We start from the raw sequence: 14,027 nt of genomic DNA, 5'->3' as shown, positions 1-14,027 counted from the left end.
GACGGCACCGTTTCAGCCAGAAATAGAAGGATAAGTTATGGTGTGAAACATATAATTTCTTATATTCCAAAAAAAGGGCTTCTCTATAAAAGATTCAGCCCTTCTTAAGCCCGCCGGAATTTATGTGGTTCTGAATGCAACCGTGCCTGCATTGGCACTGTGGCACAACTGAATAGCTTGTTCTGCCGTATCCGCTTCGCTTCCCCATTGCAGCATATACCGGAATTCGTAGAATCCCCCGAGGGTCGCCTTGAAGTTCGTCTCCCAGTAATTGGTCAGCACCCAGGCGTATAACGAGGTATGTCCGTTCTCTTCCTGTTGGCCCTGCACGAGTCTTGGGCCGTATTCCAAAGGCCCGGTCTGCATCAGCGGCGTATCCGGGGCCGCAATGGACAGCCCGCCTTGAGGGGATATAACCGCAAGCCCTTCCTGAATACAATAGAAATCCGTACAGGTGCCCGGGATCTGATCTACTCCGGGCCTTAGGACAGCCCCGGCCTTCTCGAACCACAGCTCACTGCTGCCGCCTGCACTAAAGGGGAGGGCGACGTACACATTCTCCGGGTCCCACACACTATCCTTGTGGATGCGGACAGAGATATCAACTCTCTTCCGGTCCTTGAACACCTTCAGGAATAACGAATAGTGGCTCATCCCTTGAACCTGATATTTCAATTCAATGATGCCATACACCGGGCCATTCGTTATTTCCTTCACGCCTGAGAGGAGCCCCTCCGACCGCTGAACATTCATACCTTTGCGGTTCCTGCCCATGATTCTACGCACGGTCATCTGGTCGTCACCGCCGCCGGGGGTCACTTCATACACCGGAGTGAAGGCTCCGTGAGCCTGACGGGGATCAATGAATTCCTGACCGGTTTGTTTATCCATCCAGGAGACGATGCCTTCTCCTGCTCTCCACGCAATACGTACGTAAGGCGATTCAATATGATTCTCCGTGATGAACAGCCGGGGGGTCTCCTCCTGCACAGGAGGGAAGATATCCCGGATATCATGAATCCGGTCGGCTCCCCGCAAGCGGGTGCTGCTCGTCGTCACCGGGACGGTCTTCGAGGCTTCCCGGATACGGAACCGCTTCTCTTCCTTTGCGCCCAGCTTGACCATGACCGCAATCTGGTATCCTCTGCTTACCTTCTCCTGCTGATGGTGGACCACTTCTCCACTCTGCTCATCGACCACCTCGAGCCCCTGCCGGAAATAATCCGCTTCCCACTGCTCCTCGAGATAGAAATGAGCCAGATCCTCAACGGGGTAATCGAAGGAATTGATTACTTTATAGGTGAATGCCCGGTCAGCCCGCAGCAGCACATCGCCCCGCGCCTTCAGTACCGCATCCAGCGAGGCATGAACCAGTCTGCTGGCATTGGCGGCATACGCCTCTTTGCGGACGGCCAGCTCCTGCACCATGATGTGCCAGGGCTCCGAGATGGAGGAGTGATATCCCCAGGTATGCTCGGCATACATCATTAACTGCTGCTCTGCATGGGCAATATCGCTTGCCGCCGCCAGCTTGCGCTCCGGGTCCAGCCGCTTGACGACGTCCAGGGTCCGCTGGGCATTCCTGAAGATCTGGGTGTGCATCGCGGTTGATGCCACGCCATCGGACCACCAGTCCGGCCAGTCCCCGCTATAGACAGGAATCTCGGCCTCCTGCTGCCGCAACAGGTCGAAGTACCGGTTAAGCGTTGTCATTTCAAGCTCAACACGGTCCCCGTGCTTCTCATTCCATTCCTTGATGAAGGTTATGATTCCGGGGTTCGGCGCCGAGTTATCCCGCAGCAGCCCCATGACATTCACCAATACAAAATCGTAGGGATACTGCTCCTTCTCCAGCTGATCCAGATAGCGGGCAATCCGGGTCTCGGCCAGCTTCCAGTGATCTTTAGAGATCCCCCATACCGGGTCTTCGTCTTTGATGGTATAAGACAATGCCCCATCCGGATTGATCCCCAGATCATTCCCCATCATGTAATGCTCGCCGCTCCATACCAGCAGGCGGTTGCCTTTGGGTGTCTCCCAATAAAAGGGGAATTGCTTGCGCCCGATGGCAAACATCCCGTGATGCGTGTGGATACTGGACAGCAAATTCTCGACTCCTGCATCTGCCAGAGCCTGTGCATAACCCCAGCTGTATCCGTTAATATCCGCGGTCATGGCCGACTTCACCTGAAGCCCCAGCGGCCGGGCGAAGTTCCCCGCCCTTGCAAGCATACTGCTGAGCAGCTCGAAATTGATCAGTTCCGTCATATTCAAGTAGGTGCCCGACAGCTCAATATCCCCGCGTCTGAGCGCGGCTGCAAATTGTTCCTTTTCCTGTTCCGTGGCTTCCTCCAGAAACTTCTCCACGGCCCAGAAGGTTTCGCAGGTCCATTTAAAGCCCGCCCATTCCTTACGGTCTTCCGTCTGAGCCGCCTCGCAGATCGCAATGGCCTGCCTGATAAAGTCCACGTGATATTGCTCGATCTTCTCTTGCCGCTCGGTGTAGCCAATATCCGTATGAGAATGATGAATCACATAAATCGTCCATTTCTTCTTGTTGTTCATGTTTGATTCTCCAATCAATATGGCATTTTATTTTTTACATTTTTATTATATCCAGCAGGCCAAATGGAAGGATATCCTACTTTTTTTTGAATCATATCAGATTTTTGAGGCTTGAGTGATATCAGGCAGTCCCCACACTTCAAGCTCATAGATCCGCGCCTGAAAATCATTCTGGGCCGGATAAGTAATATATAGTCTGATGTATCTGAACGAACAGCCGTCAGCCTCATGCACGGTTAAGACAGACTCATTATTCCGTACAGCCGCTATCTGCTCCCACTGCTCTGTGTCGTTGCTTCCCTGAAGCTCATAATCCATCGTGATATAGCCGGGGGCAGGAGAATGCCTGATCACAACTCTCAGAATATCTCTCTGCTTCAGCAGATCCAGCAGCAACCAATGGACGGGCCGGGCGGTGTCCGAATGCCAGGAATCCGTGACCCAGTTCTCCCACCTGCCATTCACCGCCTGGCTGGCTTGACAGACGGTCTCCGGGTCAAGGCTATACTCACTGTCCGCAGACACCTCAGCGCAAGCTGCATAATTCGTCCAGGCCTGTGCGGCATTGTGAGATTCCCGCTCCTTATGGTGATGGGTGAGCAGCTTACCGAGCAGAGAGAACAGCTCCGTATCCAGTTGGCTAATCTCCACTGTAAGCTGAAGAATTCGATCCGGCGGCAGCAGCTTCCGTCTCAGCGTATCCGCATGGAAACTGGAGATCAGATGGTATCTGAATTTGATATACCGGTCCCGGAACCCGCCGAATATCTGCCCCCATTCTTCATGAGAGGATAACCAGGGCAACGCCTTCTCGAAGATATCGAACATGATGATAGCCGAGCCGTGATAACTCCTGCGCATGGTTTCAAATTCAACCGCAACGGCATTTGCGTCATTGAGTCCATCCATAAGAGAGACATTGTCATTGAAACGTTCCACGGCTTCGATCAAATGACTGGAACGATTTTTATTGGACTCCACGAAATCCTCAACCAGCTCCAGATAGCTGTGAACCTCCGGTTCGCCTATTTTCGCTACACTGAACAGCTTGTTATAACAATAATTCCTGATTTCCTTAAAAGAAGCATTGGATTTATTCCAGATATCCGCTATCAATTCCTCGGTCAGCTGCAGCTTGAAAAAAGGCTCCCCCTTCATCACATTCAGGGTTACCTCCTTGTTCAGCTGATTCTCCCGGATCACGATCAGTCGTCTGGCTGAATCATATTCCGTGATTAACACGGCATGATCGTCAACGACCGTCCTGTATTGGCTCAAAAAAAACAGATCGTTGTAGTTGGCAATCATCACGACCGGGCACTGCTGATCAATGTTCATGCGAATCGCAGACAGCAGCCCAGCAGCATCCAGGACCTCAGTCACCTTAAGGGTCAAGCCGAGCTTGTTAAGAATGCTGCGTCTGGAGGCCACCCAGTCCACGTCCGCTGCCTCTCCCCAATTCATCATGACGGCATACAGGAAGGTATAGTAGAAATAATTCTCATACTGATGAAAGCCCGCAGCACCCGCCATGGGCAAATCCACGCAATTGGAGTGCATGGTCCGGTAGCCCTCGCTGTAATAGTCCATCTCCAGGGCTACTAACATACGAGATCCTGTGAATCAATATATTCTCTCCACTTCTGAAGACTGTATAGTTTATCTATATCGAGAAATTCCGGGCTCACCTCTATTGAGAAATGCTCTTCCAGGACCACCGCAAAATGAATAAACAACAAAGAATCCATGCCATAGCTTCGCAAATCCGCGTCCATACCTGCATTCTTCAGACGGGGAGAACCGCCGGGCAATTGAGCGAGCAGCTTACGAATCTCCTGTTCCCGGTCATCCATAATTCACAGCCTCCCCGTCCGGTCTTTCTTCCATGCCGGGCTGTTCAAGATGCTTCTTCCTGGCCATCTCATAGATGGCGTTCATAGTTGCCACTCGTTCATAGGATTCGGATAAGGGGATATTCTCTCTTGTGCCCCCAAGCACCTCAGCCAAAAACCGGAGCTGGTTCACATAATAATTCTGCGGAGAGTATACAAGCTTGTCTGTTGTTCCCGCTTCCGTATGTTCAACCTGAATGATGATCTTGTAATCCCCATAACAAGGTTTGAAAAAGCCGCTGATCCTTACCCTGGCCCGCTCAAACTCCAGCCAGTGGGTGGCATTGTTCGGCATTTCAAAGGAACCCAGGAACTCTGCCTCGACGCCCCCCTCATATTGCAACGATGCATGAAAGGTCCAATCACATTGATTGACACCGGAGAAGGTCGAGAATCCGTCCAGTGTCTGCGGCTTCAAGCCGATGACCTTTTGAATAAACTGCAGCCAGTACGAGCATTCGTCGATGAAGCAGCCGCCGCCGTACTCCGGCTTGAACCGGTAATTATCCGCGCTGTAGTTGCTTTGCAGAATTTCAAAGGAGATCCGGGTTTTGATCTTTGTCAGTTTGCCGTAGGTTTCTGCTGCTATCATGTCTGTTATATCCTGCTGCCAGGAATGATGCTGGACCATTAGCGCTTCAAGGACATGCACACCCTGCTCCTTCGCCCGTTCATTGATGAGCAGCACCTCATCGGCATGCAAGGCCATCGGTTTCTCAATCAAGACATGCTTGCCAGCCTCAATCGCCTTCAGCGTCCATTCCTTATGCAGGAAATTGGATAACGGAATATAGACCACATCAATGTCCGCCGACTCCAGCAGCTGATCGTAGCTTTCAAACACATGCGGAATCTGATGCTTCAGCGCATAGGCTGTAGACCGGTCCAAATCACGCGACGCTACACCATACGTTACAAATTGATCAAGCTCCCTGACCGGGTTAATGATCGAGAACGGAGCGATTGTGGAGCAGCCCAAAATTCCAATACGATATGGCTTCTGAGTATTCATATCCTTACCTCCTGTGATTCCGGATATCTAACCGCCTGAGCTGTTGTAATTACGAATCGCTTTGGACCAGATCCATCTCGTGATTCCCAGCAACAGGATAGGAGACAGAATGGCCCAGAGGAAAAGGCCCGGATGTAACCGGTCCAGCACGAATAAGGGTGAGAAGTTAGTAATCAATAGAACAGGAACCACAAATATCCCTATTCGCTGTATCCATTTGGAGTAAATCATCATTGGCATGTTATTCAGCTCGAACAGGCCGTTTGAGACGTCATTGACAGCAGCAATCTGAATGAACCAGAACGATAATAACTGCGGGATCAGGAACAAGGTGTAGGTCACGAACAGCCCCAGCACAAGGAAGAAGATGAACCCGCCTATTGAAGCGGCATCGGCCGGAAGCCCCTGTCTTCTCCAGCCCACCACAATCATGGTCACTCCGCCCAGCACATTCGGAATCGCCAGCCCAAAGTCAACATTCCGTAAGGTCATCATAAATTGCAGGGAAATCGGCTTGGTTAGCAAAATATCAAGTGACCCGGTTCTTACATGCTCCGGGATCTGCACGAAGTTGATGGCAAATAGTCCCCAATATATCCCCGTCATCAAGGTATAGGTGCCAATAAACAGCAATATCGCATCAATGGGCACGCCATCCAGCGTTAATCCTGCCTCATAGACAATAATCACATACAGGAATTTGGCGAACAGATAGGAGGTCTCCACCAGCAGGCCCATCAGGAAGTTAACTCTATACTCCATTTGGGACATCAGGGAATTTTTGATGAACAAGCTGTATATGAAACCGTACTTCCGGAGTGATTTGAGCATCGGGTTCCCTTAACCCCCTACGGCAATATATTTCTTGATCGCCACTGTCCAAATATAGCGCGTAAGCAACAGAAGGAGTCCAATCCATAGCAGTTGCAGCTCTATCACATGCAGCGCCTGGAGCAGGGTCAGCTTGCCATTGATTACATTCACCGGCATGTAGATCGTATACTTGAACGGCAGGTAATCGAAGACAGCCAGCCATGTCGCCCCAAAAATATCGAGCGGAAAAATCCCGCCGCTAAATATCTGAATCAATAACGCTGTAACATGAAAAAAGTAAGAGACATCGGTTAACCAGAAGGCAATCGCGCTGACCGAGAAGGAGATCATGAAGTTAAGCACAACCGCCAGCATAAGCACGACACCAAAAACCAGTATACGCGATACGCTGATTGGCGCCTTGAAGTAATAAACCATAAACAGCACCACGCCCAGCAGCAGGATTAACGTAATGGCAAACGAGAGGACCTTCCCGCCAAGGTAGACACATATTTTATAAGGAAAATAACCGATCGGCCGCACCAGATATTTATTGAGCCCCCCGCTCTTGATATCATGGTTAATGTCATATTCCAGACCCGTAGCCACCAGCCGCGAGATCAGGGCAGCTACGATGGTGTAGACGATCATCTGCTGGTAAGTATAGCCATACAAGTTCATATTAGAGGCATGGCTATAGACCGCCTTCCACAGGAAGAGCTGGATGAAGATCGGGAAGAAGAGACTGGCAAAACCCATAAAAAAGTTAAAGCGGTATTCCATGGAGTTCTGGATTCCCAGCGAAAAGCTGACGGCAAATTTATTGTTCATCCGCGCGGCTCCGGCTGTTCATATAAACGTGCAATGGCTTCCTCCAGAGGAATGTCCTCCAGATTCAGATCAATGACGGGAAAGTGATCCATGGCCATTCTGGAATACTCCTTGAACTTCGCTCGCTCCACTTCCAGAATGACGTCATAGCTGCTATATTCTTTGATAGAACCCATAACGGCCAGATCCTTCCGCTCGACGATGGCCGAGAACGTCAGCTTCATTCGTTTTTTCTCATTCATGACCTCATTGATCTTGCGGATCTCCCCGTCATACACCAGCTTGCCCTGATTGATTACGATGGTCCGCTTACAGAGGTCTTCAATATCCTTCATATAGTGGCTCGTAAGCAGCAGAGTCGTGCGGAATTCATGATTGTAGGCCTTGAGGAACTCACGGATGTTCTTCTGAGAGACCAGATCCAGGCCTATCGTCGGCTCATCCAGAAAAATAATTCTCGGCCGGTGCAGCAAAGCAGCGATCAGCTCCATCTTCATCCGCTCACCCAGGGACAGTCTTCGGACCTGTACATGCAGCAGGTGCCTGACATCCATCAGCGTCACTAACTCGTCAAGTGTCTCCTTATACTTCTGATCGCTGATTTCATAAATACACTTGTTTAAATACAGGGAATCGCTTGCCGGCAGATCCAGCCACAGCTGGTTTTTTTGGCCCATGACAATGGAAAATTGCTTCTTGAAGTCATTTTTCCTCTCCCAGGGCGTGTAGCCCAGCACCTCCGCACTGCCATCAGTCGGATAAAGAATACCGGAGAGCATTTTCAAAGTGGTGGTTTTGCCTGCTCCGTTCGGACCCAGAAAGGCAACCATCTCGCCTTCGTTAATATCGAATGAGACCTTATTTACTGCATCCTTGGTTAATTTCTCCCTGTGGAACAGATTCTTGACAGAGTTTCTGATTCCCGTTTCTTTTTTGTAGTAGTCAAAGGACTTGCTCAATTGATCCACATGAATGACCATACCGGCATCCCTACTTTGCAATGGTTATCAATCTGATGAACGGGCTGTACCTCCGGATATGCTCCGGCTGCAGACCAAATATATTCTGTGCCTGCACTTCCGCAGCGCTATCCAGCTCAACAAGCTCCTCTGCGGACAGTTGAAAGAGTTGATACTGATACTCCTTCAAAAACCGGAATACATCACTTATCGAATTCCCGAACCGTAAAGCCAGAACTTCCGTCGCTTCCAGCATGAGCATGGGCTTCTCATGATGCTGTAAATACTGTTCCATTCCCTGTAATGCTTTTAATTCGCCGCCTTCAATATCGATTTTGATCAGGTCAATATGGCTGATCTGCTGCAACTCAATGTACGTATCCAGCGTTTGCACCCGGCAATGGTAGGTTTCATGCTGCAAGGCCGGGTCAATGATTAACGCAGCATCCTCAGATCCGCTTTGTACAGGCAGATAGATCTCGGCTTCCCCGTTATAGTCCGACAGCGCAAGCTGATTCAACACTACATTCTGCAGCTTATTTAATTGGATGTTTCTTGCCAGTTCAGAGAAGGTAGGGCTTACCGGCTCAAAGCTATGAACTCTGCCCCCAGGCCCCACCGCTTGTGCGAATAACGTGGAATACCATCCATAATTCGCCCCGATATCCAATACTTCAAATCCTTCACGGATCAGAATAGACAATAACCGGCTCTCTTCCCGCTCGACATATCCATCCCGCATCAGGAATCCGAGACTGTTCACATGCCCGAGATCCCAATGAAACCGTCTCCCATCTGTAAGCCTGATCCGGGTCTCATCCTTATGAATCTCAATCTGCTCCACCTGCTCTTTAAGCGCCCGTCTAAGCAATTGGACAGCCTCGACCCTCTTCTCCCAAAACATCCGCTGGATCTGCTCATACCTGGTTTCTTCCGGCATCATCGGCCTCCTGTTGCATAGGAATGTAAATAAGCCAGCTCATCCTCCGCAATCTGCTTCAATTGCTTCACGGTAGCGGTTAACCCTCTGTCCATATTCAGGGTCATCTTCATAAAGCTCACTTCAAGCTTCCTCCAGGCTGAGCCGTGGTGAGCAACATCCATGGTGCTGCAGGTGCCGAAATGCCTTGACCGTGATAGGGCAATCGTGCGGATGCAGCCAAACTGTTGTTTGAACACCGGATGATCCATTACATTCTCCGGCCCCCTATAAGCTCCAACATCCATGATCCGTTCCGAAATTCGGGCAAAGGCGCGGGGGAGCAGCTCTTCATAGGGCTGTGTAGTTAAGTAAGGCCGGATAGAGTTCAGGCCAGGCTTCAGGCTGAGCGGCGGGCTGATTTCGATAACCGGTTCACTGAAGGTGCGCCAGGCCTGCTCCACGCAAGTTCTGTCGGCCAATAGGCTTGTTGCAAAATAAGGATCTGTTATTCTCAGGCTCTGGTCGTCTGCCGCTTCCGCAAGCACATAATGCAGCATATGGTCCTTCCCGTAAAATTCCTTCATGTAGGGAACATGATAAGCGTCCACCGGCAGCAGATACATCCGTCCACGATCCACCGAGTCTAAACGGCAAGGCTTGCATTCAACCCCATAAGCATGCCGGATGAAGCTAAACAGCTCATTCACCGGCACCGAACTGTCGAACCAGTCATAGCCAGCATAATAATTAATGGAGAAATTATACCTGTACAGCGGATTCGGATCGGCATGATGGACAGACAGCCACAATGTAACCGCATTCAACAAACAATCATAGGGGCCAAAGGGAACCGCCCAATCCGCCAGTTTGCGGCTCACAGCGGAATTCTTCGTGATAGCCTCCATCCCTATTTTCCGTGAAGATACAGCAGAATGCATTTGGAGCATACCGGCATCAGGCCGCATTGCAGGGTTTCCCGTACCCTTTCAAAATTGTCGCCATCCCATATCTCTTTGAGATCCTGATCGGCCAGATTCCCCAGGGAGAACTCCGGAAATAATTTGCACGCACTGACTTCACCGTCAGCCAGCACATCCAGTCTGGTGCGGATCGACAAGCATTGCGTTTTATTCTGGGCAGGCTTCTCTGAACCGAGTACAAAGTCCCGTACTTCATCCAGTTCGAGCGCGGGCTGATACCGTGTTCTTAAATTCCAGGTTCGCTGGTTAATTCTCTCCATCTGCGCAAGCAACGGATCGATCCTGTCGGGCGAAATTTTATATTTAAACGAATGCCAGCTGTTGCGGTGCCCTTCCTCCAGATCATCCGCCAGCCACTTGAAATGCTCGTTGAAATAACGGTCCATATTATTCGACACTTCATCCGGCAAATACCACGGGAAGGTAATATATACCGAGTCAATCCCCTTTTGTTCAAAAAACTCAACAAAATCATACAGCTTATCGATCATGACATCGCTGATCGTCAGATGGATGGAGATTTTGCCTTGGTAGATGCCCTCCTTCTCCAGCTCCAGCAGCTTATCAATGCCCGCCATCACCTTCTTGAAGGTGCCCTTTCCCCGGATCGCATCGTTCTCCGCTTCGAAGCCTTCCAGACTGATCAGACAGACCAGACTTTTGGACATTTTGAGGATGGAATCCAGCTTCTCGATGATTTGAATGCCGTTAGTGCATAACACCGTCCATCTTGGGTCCTGCTCCAGCAGGTCGGCCAGTTCATTGAACCGGCTGTAGTACAGAGGCTCTCCTCCCCAAAGGAACATATTGGCGTTCGTTTCTTTGGTTTGCCGGAACACTTTTTCAATCACAGCGAAATCAAGCTCTTCCCTCTGCTCGGCTCTGCCCAGATCCCGGTGATACCCCTCAGCGTTCCATTCAAAGCAATGCTTGCAGCGCAGATTGCAGCCATTGGTTAATTTAAGCCCGACCTCGACCGGAAGATTCGTAGAATACGTAGGATTGAGATGAACCTGTTTGTGCGTGACCGACATATGCTTAATGGTTTTCTTTAACCGTTCAAAGGAATCCCGGTCGAGCACTACCGATGTTTGCGGCTGTCTCATGAAAGCACCTCCCATAATTTAACACCTGAGTTTTATAGCTTCTTAAGTTCTCACTACATGCCTCCAAAATCTCAAGCGGACAGCCCATACTCATCCAGTGCTCATACCTTATGCCAAAACCCAGCCGCTCCCATAGCTCGGCGTTGCGGGCTTCATGCTCACCCAGCGGCTCCAGGAAAATAACCGGCGTGAAGGATTCCAGCGAATCCAGCAGGGTTCCTCCGCCCGGCTTGCTGATAATAGCCTTCGAGTTACAGATCAGCTGATAGAAGCTATGCTTCACCCCGGTATCCTCGTTAAAGCGCTGATGGATCACTTCGCCGAACGGCGGCAGGGTATATTCATTCTCTTCATTCTTCATCCAGGGCGACCAGCCCGGCTTCACCATGTAGTAACGGTGGCCGGCTCCATAAGCCTGATCATCCGTGAGCTCATGAATGACGATGTTCAAGTCCAGGGAGTGATTCAGCTCTGCTGCCGTCTCCTTGTAGGTCCCCATTCCCCAGCCGCCGCCATGGATGACGAGCCGGTTGTCACGTTCCTTATAGTCCTTAGGGGCAGCATGACCCATGGAAATAGTGTAATTCACCCGCCCAGCCGCCCCGTCAAAAAGCCAGACATCGTTCACTGTAAATAGATCATTTCGGATATTGTTGGAATACAGCTTCCACGAAGGGGATATGACCGCATCCATATGAATCAGCTCCACATGGACATCCTTACGGTAACTCTTCGCGTACTCTTCCAGAATGGGCATCCAAAACCCCGAGAAAACCATAAATACCCTCCGGTTCTCTTCAGCCCACTTGCCTAGAAGCCGGGTTACCAGCTGCGGGTCCAGATTCGGCGTGATATCCCTGATCATTCTGTGACCCAGCTTGGCTACTTCAAACCTCTTAGAGAAAACCTTCTTGTTCTCGGTTAATTTCAGTCTTGTCTCGGGCGGATACAGTCTTTCCAGCACTTCCAGATCGGCCTCATAGTACCCGCTTAGCTCCTCACGTAACAGGACCGCGGGCGTATATACCCCCAAAGCGACAGATGAGCATAAAAGGGTAATCATTGGTCAGCTCCCTCTTTTCACAATAAAGACGGGTCAGTTATAAATCTTAATCGCCAGAGACTTCAAGACGTCCTTCACCCGCTGGACAAGAGTTAATGCTTCACTTATATCAGAAGCATAGGGAGCAGCTACATAAAGCTTCCCCTTCCGCCATTCAGACTCCGCCTCAGTAAATACGGTATTGCTGGAGCCGAAAAGCGTGTTTGCACCCAGCGGAATAATTCCTTGCCTGTTCTCTTGCGTAAACAACAATTCGCCTGCTCTTAGAGCCCCCAGAACCTGCGGCATGGTCACCTCCGCAGCGCAGCCTGCCGAGATAAAGGTCAAAAAGCTGAACAAAGAATACTGCTGTAAATAGTTATTGAGATGATGATTAATCAGCCCCATGGACTTTCTGGCATTAATCTCAACGATGGGTACCAGCTCACCGCTTGCCAGCAGCATGGAATCTATACATACCTCTCCGTGATAGCCTGCCATGAACAAGTCCTTGCAGGCTTCTTCCATAATGCTGAAATAATCATTGTCCCGGAGAGACCGGGTAAACCCGGAACCGGCAGGATAGGAGCCTACATAAGAGAAGGCTTCGTTTACCATTCGTTGAACAGAGAACAACTCCACTTCCCCCTGCTCTGTTATGAACAGCTGACAGGAGAAATCCTCCGTTTTATCAAGCAGGGGTTCAATAATGAATTGTGTTTGTTTGCCTCGATTCTCTTGCTCTTGCAGATAGGCCGCAATTCTCTTCAGCATTCTATCGCCCGAAATCAACATATTGCCCCGGCCTGAGACACCCAGAGGGTCCTTCACCAGCACTTGTCCAGTCCGTAGCAGCTCCGAGCCCAGGGCAAGCAGTTCCTCCGAGCTGTCAGCTATAGAGGACATATTGCGAATGCCCAATCTTTGTCTTAGTTCATGAGAATAGATCTTTGAATTCACAGCTCGAACTGTATCTAAGGAGGGAAACTGATTACCGACATTGAACCTGCGCACTAACTCACTGGTATCGGACAGAATAGAATAGGGAGAGAATAGAGCATCTTGCGGGAGTAGCTGCTGGTAGTAGCTTGCATCAGCCATTAGAAGATCAAACACATGCAGCGTGTAGTCATCCGCATGAACAGGATTTCTGCAATGAACATTGGTGAAGGTATAGCCGAGCTGTGATAAATAGCTTGTAAGATGCTCGTCCATGGGCTGCCGGGTGAACAGAATGTCCTGCTCCTTGCATAACGGAAACAACAATTCATCCATGCCCATCGTCACAGCTTGGCTGCTGTTCATAGAAGGAAGCATAGATCCATGCGGACTCCGCCACCACGCCTCGGAATCAAAGGTGCCTAGAACCACGGTTGACTTCATCCATGAAGCCCCCTTAAGAAGCGGTTTGCGTGGCTGTGATGAACCCCATGAAATCCCCGATCGACTGGAAATCCTCATAGGAAAAATGATCAAAATCAAACTCAATTTCAAATTCGTCTTCGATCCGGAGAATGAAATTAATCATCTGCAGGGAATCCAGACCTACATCATTCACTATATCGGTGGTTTCAGTGGCAGTGAGCAACAGCTCTGGATTGTTCTTAATTTCACTCAAGATCCGCACAATGGTATCCTGCATATCACCGTTCTCCTCGCATCATGAATTTTAATTAAACAGCCTTGCTTACTAGTTATGATACAGCCTCAGGGTTCCGGCTTCTAACTCACATTTTTATGATATGTATAGGATTTTTATTGGATTGATTGCAGCTGAGAGATTACTGTTTGGAGTAAGATCCGCTTGAGCACTTGGGTGGACGCTGCGTGAACGGACCGCTGTTTAAGCGGGGAACGAACTAATCATTAAAATACCAAACAAAAACAGGTCCCTGCTGGCATAAA

The 14,027-nt window shown here is 49.9% G+C and carries 13 protein-coding genes; all 13 read right to left on the bottom strand.

Translation table 11 applies throughout. The features are described from left to right. Nucleotides 1-120 precede the first annotated feature (120 nt). The 13 genes from NST26_RS10555 to NST26_RS10495 all read right to left on the bottom strand — a co-directional run bounded on the left by NST26_RS10555 (nucleotide 121) and on the right by NST26_RS10495 (nucleotide 13,764). The gene (locus tag NST26_RS10555; RefSeq protein ID WP_340979122.1) at nucleotides 121-2,565 is read right to left on the bottom strand and encodes a glycoside hydrolase family 38 N-terminal domain-containing protein; all 2,445 of its coding nucleotides are present in this window, start codon (nucleotides 2,563-2,565) and stop codon (nucleotides 121-123) included. 96 nt (nucleotides 2,566-2,661) lie between these two features. Continuing rightward, nucleotides 2,662-4,173, bottom strand: a complete 1,512-nt coding sequence (locus NST26_RS10550; protein WP_340979121.1) for a discoidin domain-containing protein — start codon at nucleotides 4,171-4,173, stop codon at nucleotides 2,662-2,664. Continuing rightward, nucleotides 4,167-4,418, bottom strand: coding sequence for an acyl carrier protein (locus NST26_RS10545; RefSeq protein ID WP_036725312.1), 252 nt, complete (start codon nucleotides 4,416-4,418; stop codon nucleotides 4,167-4,169). The genes NST26_RS10550 and NST26_RS10545 overlap by 7 nt, the downstream gene beginning before the upstream one ends. Then, nucleotides 4,411-5,469, bottom strand: a complete 1,059-nt coding sequence (locus NST26_RS10540) for a Gfo/Idh/MocA family protein (protein ID WP_340979120.1) — start codon at nucleotides 5,467-5,469, stop codon at nucleotides 4,411-4,413. The genes NST26_RS10545 and NST26_RS10540 overlap by 8 nt, the downstream gene beginning before the upstream one ends. 27 nt (nucleotides 5,470-5,496) lie before the next feature. Further along, nucleotides 5,497-6,300: an ABC transporter permease gene (locus NST26_RS10535; RefSeq protein WP_340979119.1), complete on the bottom strand. Its 804-nt coding sequence runs from the start codon at nucleotides 6,298-6,300 to the stop codon at nucleotides 5,497-5,499. A gap of 9 nt (nucleotides 6,301-6,309) precedes the next feature. Then, nucleotides 6,310-7,113, bottom strand: a complete 804-nt coding sequence (locus NST26_RS10530; RefSeq protein WP_209874414.1) for an ABC transporter permease — start codon at nucleotides 7,111-7,113, stop codon at nucleotides 6,310-6,312. Beyond that, nucleotides 7,110-8,093: an ABC transporter ATP-binding protein gene (locus NST26_RS10525; protein ID WP_340979118.1), complete on the bottom strand. Its 984-nt coding sequence runs from the start codon at nucleotides 8,091-8,093 to the stop codon at nucleotides 7,110-7,112. Before NST26_RS10525 ends, NST26_RS10530 begins: the two co-directional genes overlap by 4 nt. A gap of 10 nt (nucleotides 8,094-8,103) precedes the next feature. Continuing rightward, on the bottom strand, nucleotides 8,104-9,015 hold the full coding sequence (locus NST26_RS10520; protein ID WP_340979117.1) for an FkbM family methyltransferase: 912 nt from the start codon (nucleotides 9,013-9,015) through the stop codon (nucleotides 8,104-8,106). Continuing rightward, nucleotides 9,012-9,872 carry a hypothetical protein gene (locus NST26_RS10515; RefSeq protein ID WP_340954274.1) on the bottom strand — a complete coding sequence of 287 codons (861 nt, stop codon included), beginning with the start codon at nucleotides 9,870-9,872 and terminating at the stop codon, nucleotides 9,012-9,014. Before NST26_RS10515 ends, NST26_RS10520 begins: the two co-directional genes overlap by 4 nt. A 29-nt stretch (nucleotides 9,873-9,901) precedes the next feature. After that, nucleotides 9,902-11,080 carry a radical SAM protein gene (locus NST26_RS10510; protein ID WP_340979116.1) on the bottom strand — a complete coding sequence of 393 codons (1,179 nt, stop codon included), beginning with the start codon at nucleotides 11,078-11,080 and terminating at the stop codon, nucleotides 9,902-9,904. Continuing rightward, nucleotides 11,034-12,143, bottom strand: a complete 1,110-nt coding sequence (locus tag NST26_RS10505) for a hypothetical protein (RefSeq protein WP_340979115.1) — start codon at nucleotides 12,141-12,143, stop codon at nucleotides 11,034-11,036. Before NST26_RS10505 ends, NST26_RS10510 begins: the two co-directional genes overlap by 47 nt. 33 nt (nucleotides 12,144-12,176) lie before the next feature. Then, on the bottom strand, nucleotides 12,177-13,505 hold the full coding sequence (locus tag NST26_RS10500; protein WP_340979114.1) for a hypothetical protein: 1,329 nt from the start codon (nucleotides 13,503-13,505) through the stop codon (nucleotides 12,177-12,179). A 13-nt stretch (nucleotides 13,506-13,518) separates the two neighbouring features. Beyond that, a complete protein-coding gene (locus NST26_RS10495; protein WP_340979113.1) occupies nucleotides 13,519-13,764 on the bottom strand; it encodes an acyl carrier protein in 246 nt (81 codons plus the stop codon). Between the last annotated feature and the right edge of the window lie 263 nt (nucleotides 13,765-14,027).

This window comes from Paenibacillus sp. FSL R7-0128, assembly GCF_038002245.1.
Lineage (GTDB): Bacteria > Bacillota > Bacilli > Paenibacillales > Paenibacillaceae > Paenibacillus_AQ > Paenibacillus_AQ silagei.
Note: the sequence above shows the minus strand (reverse complement) of the source record. Positions and strands in the feature narration are given on the sequence as shown.

Bases quoted from the DNA above. Each gene is read 5' to 3' on its own strand.
- NST26_RS10495 (WP_340979113.1), bottom strand. From the start codon at position 13,764: ATGCAGGATACCATTGTGCGGATCTTGAGTGAAATTAAGAACAATCCA.
- NST26_RS10550 (WP_340979121.1), bottom strand. From the start codon at position 4,173: ATGTTAGTAGCCCTGGAGATGGACTATTACAGCGAGGGCTACCGGACC.
- NST26_RS10540 (WP_340979120.1), bottom strand. From the start codon at position 5,469: ATGAATACTCAGAAGCCATATCGTATTGGAATTTTGGGCTGCTCCACA.
- NST26_RS10530 (WP_209874414.1), bottom strand. From the start codon at position 7,113: ATGAACAATAAATTTGCCGTCAGCTTTTCGCTGGGAATCCAGAACTCC.
- NST26_RS10545 (WP_036725312.1), bottom strand. From the start codon at position 4,418: ATGGATGACCGGGAACAGGAGATTCGTAAGCTGCTCGCTCAATTGCCC.
- NST26_RS10535 (WP_340979119.1), bottom strand. From the start codon at position 6,300: ATGCTCAAATCACTCCGGAAGTACGGTTTCATATACAGCTTGTTCATC.
- NST26_RS10505 (WP_340979115.1), bottom strand. From the start codon at position 12,143: ATGATTACCCTTTTATGCTCATCTGTCGCTTTGGGGGTATATACGCCC.
- NST26_RS10500 (WP_340979114.1), bottom strand. From the start codon at position 13,505: ATGAAGTCAACCGTGGTTCTAGGCACCTTTGATTCCGAGGCGTGGTGG.
- NST26_RS10525 (WP_340979118.1), bottom strand. From the start codon at position 8,093: ATGGTCATTCATGTGGATCAATTGAGCAAGTCCTTTGACTACTACAAA.
- NST26_RS10555 (WP_340979122.1), bottom strand. From the start codon at position 2,565: ATGAACAACAAGAAGAAATGGACGATTTATGTGATTCATCATTCTCAT.
- NST26_RS10510 (WP_340979116.1), bottom strand. From the start codon at position 11,080: ATGAGACAGCCGCAAACATCGGTAGTGCTCGACCGGGATTCCTTTGAA.
- NST26_RS10520 (WP_340979117.1), bottom strand. From the start codon at position 9,015: ATGATGCCGGAAGAAACCAGGTATGAGCAGATCCAGCGGATGTTTTGG.